The 19,852-nt window shown below is 59.2% G+C and carries 16 protein-coding genes; 3 read left to right on the top strand and 13 right to left on the bottom strand.

Annotated elements, in window-relative coordinates:
- Positions 1 to 11: 11 nt before the first annotated feature.
- From wbpA to mtnA, 13 genes are all read right to left on the bottom strand, one after another.
- Positions 12 to 1,325, bottom strand: a complete 1,314-nt coding sequence (gene wbpA / locus J4E53_RS09675) for a UDP-N-acetyl-D-glucosamine 6-dehydrogenase (protein WP_060738586.1) — start codon at positions 1,323 to 1,325, stop codon at positions 12 to 14.
- Positions 1,326 to 1,943: 618 nt separating this feature from the next.
- Positions 1,944 to 2,999 (bottom strand): LPS O-antigen chain length determinant protein WzzB, encoded by a 1,056-nt coding sequence (locus J4E53_RS09670; RefSeq protein ID WP_060738587.1) that lies wholly within the window; start codon positions 2,997 to 2,999, stop codon positions 1,944 to 1,946.
- A 176-nt stretch (positions 3,000 to 3,175) separates the two neighbouring features.
- Positions 3,176 to 3,400, bottom strand: a complete 225-nt coding sequence (locus J4E53_RS09665) for a lipopolysaccharide assembly protein LapA domain-containing protein (RefSeq protein ID WP_041475801.1) — start codon at positions 3,398 to 3,400, stop codon at positions 3,176 to 3,178.
- 26 nt (positions 3,401 to 3,426) lie between these two features.
- Positions 3,427 to 3,723 (bottom strand): integration host factor subunit beta, encoded by a 297-nt coding sequence (gene ihfB / locus J4E53_RS09660; protein ID WP_003199243.1) that lies wholly within the window; start codon positions 3,721 to 3,723, stop codon positions 3,427 to 3,429.
- Between the two features lie 144 nt (positions 3,724 to 3,867).
- The gene (locus J4E53_RS30760; RefSeq protein WP_092167526.1) at positions 3,868 to 4,146 is read right to left on the bottom strand and encodes a hypothetical protein; all 279 of its coding nucleotides are present in this window, start codon (positions 4,144 to 4,146) and stop codon (positions 3,868 to 3,870) included.
- Between the two features lie 231 nt (positions 4,147 to 4,377).
- A complete protein-coding gene (gene rpsA / locus J4E53_RS09655) occupies positions 4,378 to 6,072 on the bottom strand; it encodes a 30S ribosomal protein S1 (RefSeq protein ID WP_060738589.1) in 1,695 nt (564 codons plus the stop codon).
- A 120-nt stretch (positions 6,073 to 6,192) separates the two neighbouring features.
- The gene (cmk, locus tag J4E53_RS09650) at positions 6,193 to 6,882 is read right to left on the bottom strand and encodes a (d)CMP kinase (protein WP_103308839.1); all 690 of its coding nucleotides are present in this window, start codon (positions 6,880 to 6,882) and stop codon (positions 6,193 to 6,195) included.
- On the bottom strand, positions 6,879 to 9,086 hold the full coding sequence (locus J4E53_RS09645) for a bifunctional prephenate dehydrogenase/3-phosphoshikimate 1-carboxyvinyltransferase (RefSeq protein ID WP_256587173.1): 2,208 nt from the start codon (positions 9,084 to 9,086) through the stop codon (positions 6,879 to 6,881). Before J4E53_RS09645 ends, cmk begins: the two co-directional genes overlap by 4 nt.
- A gap of 28 nt (positions 9,087 to 9,114) precedes the next feature.
- A complete protein-coding gene (gene hisC, locus J4E53_RS09640) occupies positions 9,115 to 10,227 on the bottom strand; it encodes a histidinol-phosphate transaminase (protein ID WP_103308837.1) in 1,113 nt (370 codons plus the stop codon).
- A gap of 13 nt (positions 10,228 to 10,240) precedes the next feature.
- Positions 10,241 to 11,335 (bottom strand): prephenate dehydratase, encoded by a 1,095-nt coding sequence (pheA, locus tag J4E53_RS09635; protein WP_003199233.1) that lies wholly within the window; start codon positions 11,333 to 11,335, stop codon positions 10,241 to 10,243.
- On the bottom strand, positions 11,335 to 12,420 hold the full coding sequence (gene serC / locus J4E53_RS09630; RefSeq protein WP_041024563.1) for a 3-phosphoserine/phosphohydroxythreonine transaminase: 1,086 nt from the start codon (positions 12,418 to 12,420) through the stop codon (positions 11,335 to 11,337). The genes pheA and serC overlap by 1 nt, the downstream gene beginning before the upstream one ends.
- 325 nt (positions 12,421 to 12,745) lie before the next feature.
- A complete protein-coding gene (gyrA, locus tag J4E53_RS09625; protein WP_103311143.1) occupies positions 12,746 to 15,409 on the bottom strand; it encodes a DNA gyrase subunit A in 2,664 nt (887 codons plus the stop codon).
- 445 nt (positions 15,410 to 15,854) lie between these two features.
- Positions 15,855 to 16,931, bottom strand: coding sequence for an S-methyl-5-thioribose-1-phosphate isomerase (gene mtnA, locus J4E53_RS09620; RefSeq protein ID WP_103311141.1), 1,077 nt, complete (start codon positions 16,929 to 16,931; stop codon positions 15,855 to 15,857).
- Between the two features lie 106 nt (positions 16,932 to 17,037).
- Here mtnA and J4E53_RS09615 point away from each other — a divergent pair, with 106 nt between their 5' ends.
- From J4E53_RS09615 to mupP, 3 genes are all read left to right on the top strand, one after another.
- On the top strand, positions 17,038 to 18,369 hold the full coding sequence (locus J4E53_RS09615; RefSeq protein WP_103311139.1) for a TRZ/ATZ family hydrolase: 1,332 nt from the start codon (positions 17,038 to 17,040) through the stop codon (positions 18,367 to 18,369).
- Between the two features lie 61 nt (positions 18,370 to 18,430).
- Positions 18,431 to 19,129 carry a bifunctional 2-polyprenyl-6-hydroxyphenol methylase/3-demethylubiquinol 3-O-methyltransferase UbiG gene (gene ubiG / locus J4E53_RS09610; RefSeq protein ID WP_060738595.1) on the top strand — a complete coding sequence of 233 codons (699 nt, stop codon included), beginning with the start codon at positions 18,431 to 18,433 and terminating at the stop codon, positions 19,127 to 19,129.
- 4 nt (positions 19,130 to 19,133) lie between these two features.
- Positions 19,134 to 19,805, top strand: coding sequence for an N-acetylmuramic acid 6-phosphate phosphatase MupP (gene mupP, locus J4E53_RS09605; protein ID WP_060738596.1), 672 nt, complete (start codon positions 19,134 to 19,136; stop codon positions 19,803 to 19,805).
- Positions 19,806 to 19,852 lie beyond the last annotated feature (47 nt).

The raw sequence follows: 19,852 nt of genomic DNA, 5'->3' as shown, positions 1-19,852 counted from the left end.
CTCTCCTGTCATCAAGCTTTGATAATGTTCGATTGAGGGGCGCGATATTTACCACGACTATCGATGATCAGTTGAGCATGTTGGCTGATAAGCTCATAGTCGAACTTATCGTGGTCGGTGGCCAGGATGACAGCATCATAAGCTTTTAGAACTTCAGCCGTCAGAGGCTCACTGGAAAGGTCAAAGTGGTGCTCGCGCATCTTCGGAAACTTCAAGACGTGCGGATCGGAGTACCCTACGACGCCACCTTTGGCCTCGATCAGTTCCATGATTTCAACCGAAGGCGACTCACGCATATCATCTACGTTCTTCTTGTAGGCGATACCAAGCACTAGAATCTTGCTGCCTTTCAAAGGTTTACCGCGCTCATTCAAGCCGTCCATCAACTTGCTCAGGACGTACTCCGGCATGGCCTGGTTGACCTCTCCCGAAAGCTCGATAAACCGTGTATGCAAACCATACTCACGGGCTTTCCAAGTCAGGTAGAACGGGTCGATTGGAATGCAGTGACCACCGAGACCAGGGCCAGGGTAGTAGGCAGTAAAACCGAAGGGCTTGGTTGCAGCGGCGTCGACCACTTCGAAAATATCGATGCCCATGCGGTCAGCGACCACTTTCATCTCATTCACCAAACCGATATTGACCGCACGATGGATATTTTCCAGTAGCTTGGTCATTTCAGCTGCTTTGGTAGAGCTGACCTGCACAACCTGGTCAATCGCGTGCTCATAGAGAGCGACACCGACCTCGAGGCACTCAGGCGTATGACCACCGATTACCTTTGGAATGGTACGGGTTTCAAAGTTGGGATTGCCCGGATCTTCGCGCTCCGGAGAATAAACCAGGAAGATATCCTCACCAACACGCAGTCCTTTCTCTTGGACACGTGGTAGCAGCTCTTCTTCTGTCGTGCCCGGATAGGTTGTACTTTCAAGAGAAACGACTTGGCCCGCCCTTAAATAGGGTTTTATCGCATCAGTCGTATTTATCACAAAACTCATATCGGGTTCGCGATATTTATTTAATGGTGTCGGTACGCAGAGAATCAGCGCATCACATTCAGGCACACGAGTAAAATCGGTAGTGGCTTCAAATCCGTTTTGGCAAGCGGCTTCGATTTTTTCGCCAGGAATGTGCTCGATGTAGCTTTTACCTGAATTCAGAAGTTCAACTTTTGAACTATCGATATCAAGCCCAATGACTTTAAACCCGATCGCATTATAACGCAGCATCAAAGGCAGGCCGACGTATCCAAGACCGACGATACCGATGACGGCCTCTTTTGCTTTAAATTTGGCGACGCTCGCCTGCTTTATGCTCGACATCCAACTCTCCATTTAACTTGTCAAAACCATCTAATTCATCAGAGCTATGAATCAAGCCTGAATCCGCCTGACCCCTACCATTGCACAACTGGCAAACCTCCGCCTCAGCCCGCCGAACGGATGCTGGACGCTTTCACTTCAGTTCTTGCCAAAACTCATTATGGAGCAGCATCTCCGGCGCCTACCGCCGACTCTCCAGATGTCCCCACCATGCACAAATTTCGATACGCCACAGGCCTGTTGCTACCGACCTCCGAACGAGACGGCCATCCCGTCCCTCACAAACCGCCATTATGCCTGTTATGTAGCAAAATGGCTTTCCTGGATTGTACTTTACTGAGTTCTGACTAGTTTTTGCAGGGCTTGCTTCAGTTGAACGGCTCGCTTTTGCCATCATTATGACATCTAACCACTGAGACCCGCCCCGTCGGAGCACCTCGTGACTACAACCGATGGAGCCTCGGCACACATTAAAACCATGAACACTTAGAGTTATTCGCCACACCAATAAAAAACCCGCCTTACGAAGATAATCCTCATAAAGACGGGCTCAAACAAGCATTCGGAATTCTCTCTAAAGAGTTACGAAAATACTTTAGGATCGAAAAATTGACCATCTCAACCCTGCACTTGCTGTTCCTTACTCCGAATAACCGCAAATCGAATTAACGCAATGAAACTACCCAGCATCCCGCCAGCAATAATGCCCAGCAGCAAAATCAAAGCCTTTCTTGGTTTAATCGGGCTTTGCGGCACTTCAACGCTGCCATCTTGCCGATAAACCGAAATACTGTCTGGATCAATATTCAACTTACGATAAAAACTGTATCGCATTTGGAGCGAACGCAAATCCGATATGAAGGCGTCGTCAGAAGCCCTCGACTCCAGCGCTTTCACTTCCGCAGCCAAGGCTTTGCTGCCTCGCTGGTAATCCATTTTATTGCCAGTTTCTACCGTTATATCAACAGCCGCCGTAGAGTTTATACTCGGGCTGGTGAGACCAATCGCTTCTGCAATCTTCAACGCTTCGCGCAACTGCTGAATCCGATCCTCACGTATTCGCTGCGCAGTCTCGCGCAAACCGACAATACGCTGCTCCAGATTACGCGCTCTTACCGCAGCCTCAGCCGTAACGTTCTTGATCAACTCTGACTCAGCCGCTTCACTGGCGCGTGCCACATAAGCCTTCGCCCACTCCGTAGCTCGAACGGGATCTCCGCCCTGGACCGTTACCGAATAGCGATCCGGCGTATCCTTACCAGGCCCCTTGATTATTAACTCTCGAGAGAAACGTTCGTACAATCGGTCGAGCGCGCCCGTTCGCTGGGATTCATCAAGTGAAGGAAGATAAACTTCATTGAAGAATGTCTGACGAAGAGATTCACCCTGTAAGTTTCGGGCAAATACGTCATAGACATGCTTGATGGAATAAGGATCCAGCTCAGTGCTTTTCCCTCGACCATAGTTCAACTCAGCAATACCATTCTGAGTAGGAGGCATGATAAAAAGTTGAGCTTGGTAGACCGGTTTGCTGAGGTACGCATAAGCAGCTGCCCCCACGGTAACCAACAAGGTGACCGCAAGGATCAACCACTTTTGCCCCCAGAGCCCGCGCGCAAGTGCGATCAGATCGATTTCATTGGTGCCCTGGGTTTCAATACGATTATTTGGCATGGGTGATTCCGCCTCCCTTTTTTGGCATTGCGTCGACAGACACATCGAACTCACTAAAAGGCAAGACAGGCACAGCGATAGACTGGATCAAGTTAAATTTGAACAAAACGCACCCAAAGTCAGAAAAAATTGTTGGCCGTGATCCTTACACCAAGACTACTGGGCTCACATATCCATTATTTCGGCCGTCTACGCATTCCCAGGAACCACGCAAGCGACGGCCCGACTATCATACCAGCGAGAAGCGCCAGGATCACGAAAACCGAAACGGGAAGCTGCGGAGCTGACCAGCCCAGAAACAGGAGTGCGACCGGCTGGTTGTTTTCAAGTACGAACAGGACAATAGCCGAGGCCACAAGTAGCGCCAGTACGACAAGGGCCAAACGCTTAAAGTTCCGCATGAAGACTCCTCTGTTTAGGTGCTGCGTCAGAGCTCATCCCCCTCCTCCTCATTAACACGATCCCTAAGCTCTTTGCCCGGCTTGAAATGAGGGACAAACTTTCCATCGAGGCTGACAGATTGACCGGTCTTTGGATTTCGGCCTACACGCGGAGCGCGGTAATGCAGGGAAAAGCTGCCAAAACCACGGATTTCAATACGATCCCCCGTTGCCAGGCACTGGGACATTTGTTCAAGCATGGTCTTGATGGCCAGCTCCACATCCTTGGATGAGAGTAGCCCTTGATGGGTGACAATTCGTTCGATCAACTCCGACTTCGTCATATTTTTCCCTTCTTTTTCAAGCAGCTAGGAAAATCGCTTGAAAAGGTTTTAGCATGACCGGAGGGATTTGAACAGCCCAAGTATTGACATTCTTCACCAGTCCCTTGTTGCTTCTTTCCATGCAGACAGGAAGTTTTCCTCAAGCTATCGACAGATGACCAGCATCGTACGAGTCAAATAGCCAGCCGGATTAAAACCAAAAGGGTACTGATCGTCATCCTTCGCGTCGTCGGACCGGGTAATGACCTTGTAGCCAGCCCCCTTGCACTCCCTGGCAGCCCTCTTATGGCACTTCTCCCAGCCAGAGCCCAGCCCCGAACAGTCGACCTCGATACCACTGACTCCACGCACTGCATGGGTCTTGGCGCTCGTAGAGCAACCCGCCACCACCAGGACACTCAACACCAGAAAGAGCCTATTCATTCAATTCCTTTAGACAAAGACCCAGATCGATCACTTATACAAGCCGGAGCCTTGCCCTGAATAGACGAGGATCGGCTTCATAAAAGAGACATCTTGGTCGCAGGATTGGTTTCGCAATATCCCAAATGAACACCATCATCGACAACGGCTTGCAGGAAGCAAAGGGCTATGAAATATCGCACCCACAAAAAAGGGCGACCGAAGTCGCCCTTTTTCATGGTCTGACAGAACTCAGTTCTGTTTTTCCATTTGTGCACGCAACAGGTCGCCCAGAGTGGTAGGACCAGCAGCAATGTCAGAGGTAGCTGGCTTGTCGCGCAGGCTCTGGATTGCTTCTTTCTCTTCAGCATCGTCTTTCGACTTGATGGAGAGCTGGATTACGCGGCTCTTGCGGTCAACGCTGATGATCTTGGCTTCTACTTCTTCGCCTTCTTTCAGAACGTTGCGCGCGTCTTCAACGCGGTCACGGCTGATTTCGGAGGCTTTCAGAGTCGCTTCGATATCGTCGGCCAGGGTGATGATGGCGCCTTTGGCGTCAACTTCTTTCACGATGCCCTTAACGATTGCGCCTTTGTCGTTCTCTTGAACGTACTCGGAGAACGGATCGCTTTCCAGTTGCTTGATGCCCAGGGAGATACGCTCGCGCTCTGGGTCAACCGACAGGATAACGGTGTCCAGCTCGTCGCCCTTCTTGAAACGGCGTACGGCTTCTTCGCCCACTTCGTTCCAGGAGATGTCGGACAGGTGAACCAGGCCGTCGATGCCGCCGTCCAGACCAATGAAGATACCGAAATCGGTGATCGACTTGATGGTGCCGGAGATTTTATCGCCCTTGTTGAACTGGCCAGAGAAGTCTTCCCATGGGTTGGACTTGCACTGCTTGATGCCGAGGGAGATACGACGACGCTCTTCGTCGATGTCCAGAACCATGACTTCCACTTCGTCGCCGACTTGTACGACTTTCGAAGGGTGGATGTTCTTGTTGGTCCAGTCCATTTCGGAAACGTGTACCAGACCTTCAACGCCTTCTTCCAGCTCAGCGAAGCAGCCGTAGTCGGTGAGGTTGGTAACACGAGCGGTGACGCGGGTGCCTTCTGGGTAACGGGCTTTGATAGCAACCCATGGATCTTCACCCAGCTGCTTGAGGCCCAGGGAAACACGATTGCGCTCGCGATCGTACTTCAGAACCTTGACATCGATCTCGTCGCCAACGTTGACGATTTCCGAAGGATGCTTGATACGCTTCCAGGCCATGTCGGTGATGTGCAGCAGACCATCGACACCACCCAGATCGACGAATGCGCCGTAATCGGTGAGGTTCTTGACGATACCCTTGACCTGTTGGCCTTCCTGCAGCGATTCCAGCAGAGCTTCACGCTCGGCGGAGTTCTCGGCTTCCAGGACACTGCGACGGGAAACGACAACGTTGTTGCGCTTCTGGTCCAGCTTGATGACCTTGAATTCCAGCTCTTTGCCTTCCAGGTGCGTGGTGTCGCGCACTGGACGGACGTCAACCAGGGAACCTGGCAGGAACGCACGGATGCCGTTAACGTCGACAGTGAAGCCGCCTTTAACCTTACCGTTGATAACGCCCTTGACCACTTCCTCAGCTGCGAAAGCCGCTTCCAGAACGATCCAGCATTCAGCGCGCTTGGCTTTTTCACGGGACAGCTTGGTTTCACCAAAGCCATCTTCAACCGAGTCCAGCGCAACGTGAACTTCGTCACCGACGTTGATGTTCAGTTCGCCAGCGTCGTTGTAGAACTGCTCAAGCGGGATGAGTGCTTCAGACTTCAGACCAGCGTGAACGGTTACCCAGCGAGCTTGGTAATCGATATCAACGATAACACCGGTGATGATGGAGCCTGCCTGAAGGTTCAGGGTTTTCAGGCTTTCTTCAAAGAGTTCCGCAAAGCTTTCGCTCATTTTAATTCCTGTTGATTAGGGCGAAGAATACGCCCGCCTCCACACCCCAGACGGTGTGGGTTAGTTTCATATAAAAGAAGCATCGCAGGACTATGACTGGTCCCCTGCGAAGCTTCCTGGTCACCCGGCGATATCGCGAATGGCGATCTCGCTCATGATGCGTTGCAGCACCTGATCGATGGACAACTCCGTTGAATCCAGCTGTATCGCGTCGGCCGCCGGCTTGAGCGGGGCTACTGCGCGCTGGGTGTCACGCTCATCGCGTGCACGGATCTCATCTAGCAGACTCGACAGACTAACATCCTCGCCCTTGCCCTTCAACTGCAAATATCGGCGGCGCGCCCTCTCCTCGGCGCTGGCGGTGAGGAAAATCTTCAAAGGCGCGTCAGGAAAGACCACCGTGCCCATGTCGCGACCATCAGCCACTAGCCCCGGCGGCTCCTGAAAGGCGCGCTGACGTTGCAGCAACGCTTCGCGCACCGCTGGCAGCGCGGCGACCTGGGAGGCCCCGGCGCCCACGTTTTCGGTACGGATGACATCACTGACTTCGTCGCCTTCCAGGATAATGCGCTGGAGCTGGCCGTCAGTCGCCGCAATGAATTGCACGTCCAGGTGAGCCGCCAGCGCCTTGAGCAATTCTTCATTGGTCAGGTCGACGCCATGGTTGGCGGCAGCGAATGCCAGCAGCCGGTACAAGGCACCCGAATCGAGCAGGTTCCAGCCCAACTGCCTGGCCAGGATCCCGGCGACGGTGCCCTTGCCCGAACCGCTTGGGCCATCGATGGTGATGACCGGTGCCTTGATGTTCACGACTGCGCCTCTTGTGCTACTCGAATACCGACCTGTGCGCACAGCGCCAGGAAGTTCGGGAACGACGTGGCGACGTTGGCGCAATCATGGATGCGAATCGGCGCGTTGGCGCGCAGAGACGCAACACTGAAGGCCATGGCGATGCGGTGATCACCGTGACCATGGACTTCGCCGCCGCCGATCTGGCCGCCGTCGATGATGATGCCGTCCGGCGTCGGCTGGCACTTGACGCCCAGGGCGAGCAAGCCGTCAGCCATCACCTGGATGCGGTCCGACTCCTTGACCCGCAGCTCTTCGGCACCAGTCAGCACGGTACGCCCTTCTGCACAGGCGGCCGCCACGAACAGCACCGGGAACTCGTCGATGGCCAGCGGAACCAGCGCCTCCGGAATCTCGATACCCTTGAGCTTAGCTGCTCGTACGTGCAGGTCCGCTACGGGTTCGCCGCCGACTTCACGCTGGTTTTCCAGAGTAATGTCAGCGCCCATCAGGCGCAGGATGTCGATCACGCCGGTACGGGTCGGGTTGATGCCGACGTGTTCGAGCACCAGGTCGGAGCCTTCGGCGATCGAGGCGGCCACCAGGAAGAATGCCGAGGACGAGATATCGCCCGGCACTTCGATGTGGGTCGCGGCCAGCTTATTACCAGATTCGACGGACGCCGTGGCGCCGTCCACCGTGACCGGGTAGCCGAAGCCGCGCAGCATGCGCTCGGTGTGGTCGCGGGTCGGGGCCGGTTCGGTGACGGTGGTCTTGCCTTCGGCGTAGAGACCGGCCAGCAGCAGGCAGGATTTCACCTGGGCGCTGGCCATCGGCATGGTGTAGGTCAGGCCCTTGAGCTTGTTGCCGCCACGAATGGTCATCGGCGGACGACCGTCGGCGGCAGTCTCGATGACCGCACCCATTTCCCGCAACGGATTGGCGACGCGGTTCATCGGGCGCTTGGACAGCGAGGCGTCGCCGGTCAGGGTGCTGTCGAAGTCCTGCGCGGCCAGCAGGCCGGACAACAGACGCATCGAAGTCCCGGAGTTACCCAGGTAGATCGGCCCTGGGGCAGGCTTGAGGCCGTGCAGGCCGACACCATGGATGGTCACGCGGCCGTGGTGCGGACCTTCGATGACCACCCCCATGTCGCGAAACGCTTGCAGCGTCGCCAGGGCGTCTTCGCCCTCGAGGAAGCCTTCCACCTCGGTCACGCCTTCGGCCAGGGAGCCGAGCATGATCGAACGGTGGGAAATCGATTTATCGCCCGGTACACGAATACGCCCACTCAGGGAGCCACCAGGTTGTGCCAGGAAAATCAGATCGTTGGAGTTCATAGCGTCCACATAGGCCCGACGGGCCAGGATTTTACTGAAATGCTCGCGGGCCACCCTGGCGCGCGTGAAAACGCCCAGCAATTGGTGCCCGTCCCCTGCATCGACCGCGTCGCGCAAGGCGTCGAGGTCGCTGCGAAATGTATCGAGTGTGCGCAAGACAGCTTCGCGGTTGGCGAGGAAGATGTCGTGCCACATGACCGGGTCGCTTCCGGCGATTCTCGTGAAATCGCGGAAACCGCCGGCAGCGTAACGGAAGATCTCAAGATTTTCATTGCGTTTGGCCAATGAATCCACCAGGCCGAACGCCAACAGGTGTGGCAAATGGCTGGTGGCGGCCAATACTTCATCGTGACGCTCGACCTGCATGTGCTCGACATCGGCGCCCAGTTCGCGCCACAAACGGTCCACCACCGCCAGCGCGGCTGGATCCGTCTGGTCCAGCGGCGTGAGGATCACTTTGTGACGACGAAACAGTTCGGCGTTGGAAGCTTCCACCCCGCTCTGCTCGGAACCGGCAATCGGATGACCGGGCACGAAGCGCGCCGGCATACCGCCGAAGGCCTCGGTGGCAGCACGCACGACGTTGCCCTTGGCGCTGCCGACATCGGTCAGGATCGCCTGCCCCAAATTCATGCTAGCCAAGCGTGCCAGCAGTTTTTCCATGGCCAGGATCGGCACGGCCAGCTGGATCACGTCCGCGCCCTGGCAAGCGATCGCCAGGTCATCCTCGCAGTGATCGACCACACCCAACTCCACGGCCAGCTTGCGCGACTGTGGATCCAGGTCGACACCGACCACCTCGCGGCACAGGCCGCTTTCACGCAAGCCCTTGGCGAACGAACCGCCGATCAACCCCAGGCCGACCACCACCAGGCGACCGATCATAGGGGCAGCAGGTTGCAGCGAAGTGACATCAACCACGAACCAGGACCTTGCTCAACGCCTCGAGGAAACGGCTGTTTTCCGTCGGCAGGCCAATGGTGATGCGCAGGTGGTTCGGCATGCCGTAATTGGCCACCGGACGCACGATCACACCTTCGCGCAACAGCCCCTGGTACACCGGGGCGGCGACACGCCCCAGGTCGACGCAGATGAAATTGCCTTTGGATGGAATCCAGCCCAGGCCCAGCTCACGCAGCCCCGCCTCCAACTGCTGCATGCCGGCCGCGTTGAGGCGACGGCTTTCAGCCAGGTAAGCGTCATCCTGCAAGGCCGCACAGGCGGCGGCCAGGGCGAAGCTGTTGACGTTGAACGGCTGACGCACGCGGTTCAGCACATCGGCCACCACGGCAGTGGACAGACCGTAGCCGACCCGCAGCGAGGCCAGGCCATAGGCTTTGGAGAAGGTGCGCGAAACCAGCAGGTTCGGGTAGGCCGCGAGGAAATCCAGGCCATCGGGCAAATCGCTGCCTTCGGCATACTCGATGTAAGCCTCGTCCAACACCACCAGCACATGCGCAGGCACATCCTGCAGGAAGTCATCCAGGGCCTGGGCATCGAACCAGGTGCCGGTCGGGTTGTTCGGGTTGGCAATGAAGACCACGCGGGTGTTGGCGTCGATGGCGGCCAGCATGGCGGGCAGGTCGTGCCCCCAGTCCTTGGCGGGAACCACATGGGCATCCGCGCCGACGGCCTGGGTCGCGATCGGGTAGACCGCAAACGCGTGCTCGCTGAACACCGCGTTGAGACCTGGCGCCAGGTACGCACGAGCCACCAGTTCAAGGATGTCGTTGGAACCATTGCCCAGCGTCACTTGGTTCAGCTCGACACCACAGCGCTCGGCCAGCAGGCTCTTGAGTGCGAAGCCATTGCCATCGGGGTAACGGGTCAGCTCGGCCAGTTCGTCGCGGATCGCCGCCAGTGCCTTGGGGCTCGCGCCCAACGGGTTTTCGTTGCTCGCCAACTTGACGATGCTGGCCGGATCCAGGTCCAGCTCACGGGCCAGTTCGTCCACGGGCTTGCCCGGAACGTAAGGCGAGAGTTGTTGCACGCCTGGCTGAGCCAGAGCGAGGAAGTTGCCACTCATTTGCTATCCGCCCTTAAAGAACTGCCTTGGGGTAGGAACCCAGCACCTTGAGTGCCACTGCTTCCTGACTGATTTTCTCCAGCACACCTTTTACCAGCGGATCGCGGTGGTGGCCGACGAAATCGATGAAGAACACGTAGGTCCATTTACCGCTGCGCGACGGACGGGTCTCGATCCGCGTCAGGTCGATACCGTTGTCATGGAACGGCACCAGCAGTTCATGGAGCGCGCCGGGCTTGTTGCTCATGGAAACGATGATCGAGGTCTTGTCGTCGCCGGTCGGCGGGACTTCCTGGCTGCCGATCATCAGGAATCGCGTGGAGTTGTCCGGGCGATCCTCGATTTTTTCCGCCAGGCGCGTCAGCCCATAGAGACCCGCCGCCATATCGCCAGCAATCGCCGCCGAGTTCCACTCGCCCTTGACCCGCTTGGCCGCCTCGGCGTTGCTCGATACCGCCACGCGCTCGACGTTCGGGTAATGGGCGTCCAGCCACTTGCGGCACTGGGCCAACGACTGGGCGTGGGAATAGATCCGGCTGATGCTGTCGGTCTTGGTGTTCTCGCCCACCAGCAGGTGGTGGTGGATGCGCAACTCGACTTCGCCGCAGATCACCATGTCGTGCTCGAGGAAGCTGTCCAGCGTGTGATTGACTGCGCCTTCGGTGGAGTTCTCCACCGGCACCACGCCAAAATTCACCGCGCCGGCGGCCACTTCACGGAACACTTCGTCAATGGCCGCCATCGGCTTGCTGATCACGGCGTGACCGAAGTGCTTCATGGCCGCCGCCTGGGTGAAGGTACCTTCCGGCCCCAGGTAGGCGACTTTCAGCGGCTGCTCGAGGGCCAGGCACGAAGACATGATTTCGCGGAACAGACGCGCCATCTCTTCGTTGCCCAGCGGCCCCTTGTTGCGCTCCATGACACGCTTGAGCACCTGCGCTTCACGCTCGGGACGATAGAACACCGGCACTTCGCCTTCGGCCAGGGAGGCCATCTTCACCCGGGCGACTTCCTGGGCGCAGCGCGCACGCTCGCTGATCAGCTCCAGGACTTTTTCATCCAGGGCATCGATACGCAGGCGCAGCGCCTTGAGTTCTTGCTCAGACATCAGCCATGTTCCTTCTCGAACTCTGCCATGTAGGCGATCAACGCATTGACGGCGTTGATGTCGACGGCGTTGTAGATGGAGGCGCGCATGCCACCGACCGAACGGTGGCCCTTGAGGTTCAGCAAACCACGCTCGTCGGCACCGGCCAGGAACGGCTTGTCGAGACGGTCGTCGGCCAGGCGGAACGGCACGTTCATCCAGGAACGATCGGTCTTGTTGATCGGGTTGCTGTAGAGGCCGCTGGCGTCGATGAAGTCATACAGCGTGCGCTGCTTCACTTCGTTGAGCTTGCCGATGGCTTCGACACCGCCCTGCTCCTTCAGCCATTCGAACACCAGGCCCGACAGGTACCAGGCCAGGGTCGGCGGGGTGTTGTACATCGAGCCGTTGTCGGCCGCGACCTTGTAGTTGAGCATGGTCGGGCACAGGGAGCGGGCACGCCCCAGCAGGTCTTCACGAATGATGCTGACCAGGATGCCGCTTGGACCGATGTTCTTCTGGGCACCCGCGTAGATCATGCCGAAACGGGAGATATCCACAGGGCGCGAGAGAATGTCCGAGGACATGTCGGCCACCAATGGCACGTCGCCCGTTTCCGGGATCCAGTTGAATTCCAGGCCACCGATGGTTTCGTTCGGTGCGTAATGAACGTAGGCCGCGTCCTTGGACAGGTTCCACTCGTTCTGGCCGGGAATCGCGAAATAGTCGTAGGGCTTGGCGGTGGCAGCCACGTTGACGTGACCGTAGCGCGAAGCTTCTTCGATGGCTTTCTGCGACCAGATGCCGGTGTCGATGTAGTCGGCCTTGCCGTTTTCCGGCAGCAGGTTCAACGGAATCTGGGCGAACTGCTGGCTCGCGCCGCCTTGCAGGAACAGCACCTTGTAGTTGGACGGGATGTTCAGCAGATCACGCAGATCCTGCTCGGCCTTGGTGGCAATGGACACGAACTCATCGCTGCGATGGCTCATTTCCATGACCGACAGGCCCTTGCCGTGCCAGTCGAGAAGTTCACCCTGGGCACGCTTCAGGACCGCTTCAGGAAGCGCCGCCGGGCCGGCACAGAAGTTATAGGCTCTCTTGCTCACATCCAATCTCGCTCTGATCTGGTGGTCACATAAATCTTGAGTCTGCACTGTGGGAGCGAGCTTGCTCGCGATAGCGATGTAACAGTCAACAGTGATGCTGAATGTCAGGCCGTCATCGCGAGCAAGCTCGCTCCCACAGAGGGTATCGTTCACTTCAGGTATGGATGAATCCGTGGCGAGGGAGCGTGCTTCCTCGCCACAGTGAATCAAACGAACCTTAAGTGAGCAGCATTACCCCCACAGGGGGGATGCGCAGTGTCGCAAATTTTCAAACGGAACAAACAACAAGGGGGCGAATCTTCATCCGCCCCCCTTGCGTGTCCGCTTAGTCCTGCGGTTCTTCTTCGTCTGCGGCAGCGTCGAGCGGTTGGTCGCCGACAGCGTCGTCGACATCGGCACCGAGAGCGCCATCGAACGCCACGCCGTCCTCGCCGTCCAACTCCTCGCCTTCAACCTCCGACGGTTCCTGGACCCGCTCAAGCCCGACCAGCGTTTCGTCGCTGGCCAGCTTGATCAGCGTCACACCCTGGGTGTTACGGCCCAGGCTCGACACTTCAGCGACCCGCGTGCGCACCAGGGTGCCCTGGTCGGAGATCAACATGATCTCCTCGCCATCGAGCACCTGGACAGCACCCACCAGACGACCGTTACGGTCGTTGCTGACCATGGCGATCACGCCCTGGCCACCACGCTTGTACTCAGGGAACTCGCTGATGGCCGTGCGCTTGCCATAACCACGGGCCGAAGCGGTGAGGATCTGGCTGCCTTCTTCGGGGATCAGCATGGAAATCAGCTTCTGGCCTTCCGGCAGGCGCATGCCGCGCACACCGCGAGCGGTACGGCCCATGGCGCGAACGTCGGACTCCTTGAAGCGAGTGACCTTGCCGCCGTCGGAGAACAGCATGACCTCACGCTCGCCGTCGGTGATGGCAGCGGAGATCAGCACGTCACCTTCGTCCAGCTCCAGGGCGATCAGACCGACGCTGCGCTGACGGCTGAAGGATTCCAGCGGGGTCTTCTTCACGGTTCCGTTGGCGGTGGCCATGAAGATGTAGTGACCCTCGGTGTACTCTTCCACCGGCAACATGGTGGTGATGTATTCACCATCGTCCAGCGGCAACAGGTTGACCAGCGGACGGCCACGAGCGGCACGGGACGCTTCCGGGATTTCGTAGGTCTTGAGCCAGTACACCTTGCCCTTGCTGGAGAACAGCAGCAGCGTTGTGTGGCTGTTGGCGACCAGCAGGTGAGCGATGTAGTCCTCGTCCTTGACGCCCGTCGCGGACTTGCCTTTGCCGCCGCGACGCTGGGCCTGGTAGGCGGCCAGCGGCTGGGTCTTGGCGTAGCCGCCGTGGGAAATGGTCACCACGCGCTCTTCTTCCGGGATCATGTCACCCAGGGTCAGGTCCAGGCGCGCATCGAGGATCTCGGTGCGGCGCACGTCGCCGTATTCGGCGCGGATCACTTCCAGTTCTTCGCGGATCACTTCCATCAGGCGCGTAGCGCTGTTGAGGATGCGGATCAGCTCGCCGATCTGGTTGAGGATTTCCTGGTACTCGGCCAGCAGCTTCTCGTGCTCGAGGCCGGTCAGGCGGTGCAGGCGCAGTTCCAGGATGGCTTGCGCCTGCTCCGGGGACAGGAAGTACTTGCCTTCGCGCAGGCCGTATTGCGGGTCGAGGTTCTCGGGGCGGCACGAATCGGCGCCAGCGCGCTCGACCATCGCCACCACCGCGGTGGACTCCCAAGGGGTGCTGATCAGCGCTTCCTTGGCTTCCGACGGGGTTGGCGAGGCCTTGATCAGGGCGATCACCGGGTCGATGTTCGACAGGGCAACGGCCTGGCCTTCGAGAATGTGACCACGCTCGCGAGCCTTGCGCAGTTCGAACACCGTGCGGCGGGTGACCACTTCGCGACGGTGGCGCACGAAGGCTTCCAGCAGGTCCTTGAGGTTCAGGATCCGCGGACGGCCGTCGATCAGCGCAACGATGTTGATGCCGAACACGCTTTGCAGTTGGGTCTGGGCGTAGAGGTTGTTGAGGATCACCTCAGGCACTTCGCCACGGCGCAGCTCGATCACGACACGCATGCCGTCCTTGTCGGACTCGTCACGCAGCTCGGTGATGCCTTCGAGCTTCTTCTCTTTCACCAGCTCGGCGATCTTCTCGATCAGGCGAGCCTTGTTCAGCTGGTACGGCAGTTCGGTGATGACGATCTGCTGGCGGCCGCCGACCTTGTCGATGTCTTCGACCGTCGAGCGGGCGCGCATGTAAATGCGGCCACGGCCGGTACGGTAGGCTTCGATGATGCCGGCGCGACCGTTGATGATCGCAGCGGTCGGGAAGTCCGGACCGGGGATGTATTGCATCAGCTCATCGACGGTCAGCTCGGGATTGTCGATGAGCGCCAGGCAACCGTCGATGACTTCACCGAGGTTGTGCGGCGGGATGTTGGTCGCCATGCCCACGGCGATACCGCTGGAGCCGTTGACGAGCAGGTTCGGGATACGGGTCGGCATGACCGCCGGGATCATTTCGGTGCCGTCGTAGTTCGGCACCCAGTCCACGGTTTCCTTGTGCAGGTCGGCCAGCAGCTCGTGGGCCAGCTTGGTCATGCGCACTTCGGTGTATCGCATGGCCGCGGCGTTGTCGCCGTCCACCGAACCGAAGTTGCCCTGGCCGTCTACCAGCAGGTAGCGCAAGGAGAAGGGTTGCGCCATACGAACGATGGTGTCGTACACGGCAGTATCGCCGTGGGGGTGATACTTACCGATCACATCGCCGACGACACGGGCGGATTTCTTGTACGGCTTGTTGAAGTCGTTGCCCAGCTCGCTCATCGCGAACAGCACGCGCCGGTGCACGGGCTTCAAGCCATCGCGCGCATCCGGCAGCGCCCGCCCGACGATTACGCTCATTGCGTAGTCGAGGTAGGACTGTTTCAGCTCGTCTTCGATATTGACCGGGAGGATTTCTTTGGCCAGTTCGCCCATGAGAAGCCTGATTCCTTTTTCTGGTGAAACCTCGTCACATCCAGATGGGACGAACGAAGCTCGCCGCTGCAGAACAAATGCCGTGCAGCGACTTACGACAAATCAACGAGTTATGCCATGGATCTGCGCAGTAAAGGCCACCTCGCGAGGCAGCCCTGGAAACCGCCGGATGTTATCACAAGAGCCGCCACGCACCTATCCCCCAGATGCGCATGGTGCGTAGTTAGTTGACCGGTGACAGGCTGATATGGGACCAGAGGGGCTTAGAAGCACTGCCGATAGAGATTCAGGGGCCAAATGCAAGGGATTTGTTGCCTTCAAGGGCCTCATCGCGAGCAAGCTCACTCCCACAGGGATCTGTGCATGCGCAAGATTTCGGCCACGACCCGATCCAATGTGGGAGCGAGCTTGCTCGCGATGGCGACAGGCCAGACAACACAAACCATCAGTGCAACCGCTTGCGGCACATCAACTGCGCCAGCTTCGCGGTGTCCGGGCGCTCGACGATGCCCTTTTCCGTGACGATGACATCGATCAGGTCCGCCGGGGTGATATCGAAGACCGGGTTGAAGGCACCCACCTGCGCGTCGAGCTCCCTGCCGCCGATTTCCAGCAGTTCGCGCCCGTCGCACTCCTCCGCCGGGATGTCCTCACCGCTGGCCAGGCTCATGTCGATGATCGAGCTCGGCGCCACCACCATGAAACGCACGCCATGGTGCATGGCACAGACCGCCAGCTGATAAGTGCCGATCTTGTTCGCCACGTCACCATTGGCGGCGATGCAATCGGCACCGACGATCACCCAGGTCACACCCTTGGTCTTCATGATATGGGCAGCGGCGGAATCGGCGTTGAGGGTCACCGGAATGCCTTCGCGGGCCAGTTCCCACGCCGTCAGGCGCGAGCCTTGCAACCACGGCCGGGTTTCGTCGGCATAGACGCGCTCCACCATGCCTTCGATATATGCACCCCGGATAACCCCCAAGGCCGTACCAAAACCGCCGGTGGCCAGGGCGCCGGTGTTGCAATGGGTGAGAATCGCCTGGGCATTGCCCTGGTGCTTGCGGATCAGGTCGACCCCCAACTGGGCCATGGTCAGGTTGGCTTCGCGATCGCTCACGTGGATCGCGATGGCTTCAGCCTCGAGCACCGCCAGCGGCTCGGCATGCTCTTTCAAGCGCCCCAGCCGGTCGCGCATTCGATCCAGCGCCCAGAACAGGTTCGCCGCCGTCGGCCGGGCCTCGGCCAGCAAGGCAAAATCGGCCTCCAGGGCCGCTTGCCAATCGCCGCCTTCGGCCATCCTGGCCCGCGCCGCCAGCACCACGCCATACGCCGCACTGATGCCGATGACCGGCGCGCCGCGCACGGCCATCGAGCCAATGGCCTCGGCCACATCGGCGACACGGGTGCAGGCGATCCAGCTTTCCTCGAACGGCAAGCTACGCTGGTCCAGCAGGTACAGGACGCCATCACGCCAATCGATGGCCTTCACCTTCTCCGCAGCCAATAGTCGATCGCGCATCCTTCACCCCGTACTCATGAACAAAAGCCGCCGATTATAGCGATCCCTCCGCGAAGACGCTCGGGTATACTTCGCCATCCTTTATACCCCATGGAACCGTTCCACGATGCCCAAGCCTGCCGTTGCGCTCGACTTATTATTGCTGCCGACCTGGTTGGTGCCTGTCGAACCCGCCGGTGTAGTGCTCAAGGACCATGGCCTGGGCATTCGCGACGGTTGCATCGTGTTCATCGGTCCACGGGCAGAAGCCCTGAAGTGTGACGCCACCGAGGTCCGCGAACTGCCCGGCATGCTGCTCAGCCCCGGCCTGATCAACGCCCACGGCCACGCGGCCATGACCCTTTTTCGCGGCCTGGCCGACGACCTGCCCTTGATGACCTGGCTGGAACAGCACATCTGGCCGGCTGAAGCCAAATGGGTCGATGAAGATTTCGTCCGGGATGGCACCGACCTGGCAATCGCCGAGCAGATCAAGGGTGGCATCACCTGCTTCTCCGACATGTATTTCTACCCCAAGATCGCCAGCGAGTGCGTCCACGACAGCGGTATTCGCGCGCAAATCGCCATTCCGATCCTCGACTTTCCGATCCCCGGTGCGGCCAGCGCCGACGACGCCATTCGTCAGGGCATCGAGTTGTTTGGCGACCTCAAGCACCATCCGCGGATCAAAGTCGCATTCGGCCCGCACGCGCCCTATACGGTAGGCGACGAGAACCTGGAGAAAATCCGCGTGATCGCCGAGGAACTGGACGCGGCCATTCATATGCATGTTCACGAAACCGCCTTCGAAGTGCAGCAGGCTGCGGATAACACCGCTGAGCGGCCAATGGCTCGCCTGGGACGCCTGGGCCTGCTGGGGCCACGCTTCCAGGCCGTGCACATGACTCAGATCAGCGACGAGGACCAGGCCCTGCTGGTAGAAAGCAATTGCAGCGTGATCCATTGCCCGGAATCGAACCTGAAGCTGGCCAGCGGTTTCTGCCCGGTGGAACGCCTGTGGCAAGCCGGCGTCAATGTCGCCCTCGGCACCGATGGTGCGGCGAGCAACAACGACCTGGACCTGCTCGGTGAAACCCGCACCGCCGCCCTGCTGGCCAAGGCCGTCGCCGGTTCGGCCACGGCCCTGGATGCCCATCGGGCGCTGCGCATGGCCACGCTCAACGGTGCCCGGGCGCTGGGCATCGAAGCGACCGTCGGCTCCCTGGAGGTCGGCAAGGCCGCCGACCTGGTGGCCTTCGACCTGTCAGGCCTGGCCCAGCAGCCGATCTACGACCCGGTGTCGCAACTGATTTATGCCACCGGCCGCGATTGCGTCAAACACTTGTGGGTAGGCGGCAAGCCGTTACTGGAGGATGGCCGGCTGACCCGCATGGACGAACCGACACTGATCGCCACGGCCCAGGCCTGGGGTCGGCGCATCAGCGGCCACAACGAATGACCACGCCCCTGGAGCCACGGCTCGGGGCATCTGATTTTTCAAGCTTTTCGAGGATCTGCACATGAGCAACGTCGACCACGCCGAAATCGCCAAGTTCGAAGCCCTGGCCCATCGCTGGTGGGACCGTGAAAGCGAATTCAAACCGCTGCACGACATCAACCCGCTGCGGGTCAACTGGATTGACGAACGGGTCAACCTGGCCGGCAAGAAGGTCCTCGACGTCGGTTGCGGTGGCGGCATCCTCAGTGAGGCCATGGCCCAGCGCGGGGCGACGGTGATGGGCATCGACATGGGCGAAGCGCCGCTGGCGGTGGCGCAACTGCATCAATTGGAGTCCGGCGTCAGCGTGGAATACCGGCAGATCACCGCCGAAGCCCTGGCCGAAGAAATGCCCGGCCAATTCGACGTGGTCACCTGCCTGGAAATGCTCGAACACGTGCCGGACCCGTCCTCGGTCATCCGCGCTTGCTTTAGCATGGTCAAGCCGGGCGGCCAGGTGTTCTTCTCCACCATCAACCGCAACCCGAAGGCGTACCTGTTCGCCATCATCGGCGCCGAATACATCATGAAGCTGCTGCCACGCGGCACCCACGACTTCAAGAAATTCATCCGCCCTTCCGAGCTGGGCGCCTGGAGCCGTGCGGCCGGGCTGACCGTCAAGGACATCATCGGCCTGACCTACAACCCATTGACCAAGCACTACAAGCTGGCCGCCGACGTTGACGTCAACTACATGATCCAGACCCTGCGCGAGGAGTAAGGCGATGCGTCTCAAAGCGGTTCTCTTCGACATGGACGGCACGCTGCTCGACACCGCGCCGGATTTCATCGCCATTTGCCAGGCCATGCGCGCCGACCGTGGCTTGCCACCGATGAACACCCAACATATTCGCGACGAGATTTCCGGCGGCGCCCGGGCGATGGTCGCGGTGACCTTCTCCATGGACCCGGAATCACCAGGGTTCGAGGAATTGCGCCAGGAGTTCCTCGACCGCTACCTCAAGGGTTGTGCGGTCCACAGCCACTTGTTCGACGGCATGGCCGAAGTGCTGGCCGATATCGAAGCGGCCAACCTGATCTGGGGCGTGGTCACCAACAAGCCCGTGCGTTTCGCCGAACCGATCATGCAGCAACTGGGCCTGGCCGAGCGTTCGAAAGTGCTGATCTGCCCTGACCACGTGAAAAACAGCAAGCCGGACCCGGAACCGCTGACCCTGGCCTGCAAGATGCTCGACCTGGACCCGGCCAGCGTGCTGTTCGTGGGCGATGACCTGCGGGACATCGAGTCCGGCCGCAGCGCCGGCACCAAGACCTGCGCGGTGACCTACGGCTACATCCACCCGGACGACAACCCCAGGCACTGGGGCGCGGATGTGGTGATCGACCACCCTTCGGCGCTACGTGAAGTGCTGGATAACGCGTTGTGCAGTTGCTGAACTGACGGAATCGATGCTACCGCCCTTGTGGCGAGGGAGCTTGCTCC

The sequence above is a fragment of the Pseudomonas sp. FW305-28 genome (assembly GCF_017351395.1).
Taxonomy (GTDB): Bacteria; Pseudomonadota; Gammaproteobacteria; order Pseudomonadales; family Pseudomonadaceae; genus Aquipseudomonas; species Aquipseudomonas fluorescens_AA.
Note: the sequence above shows the minus strand (reverse complement) of the source record. Positions and strands in the feature narration are given on the sequence as shown.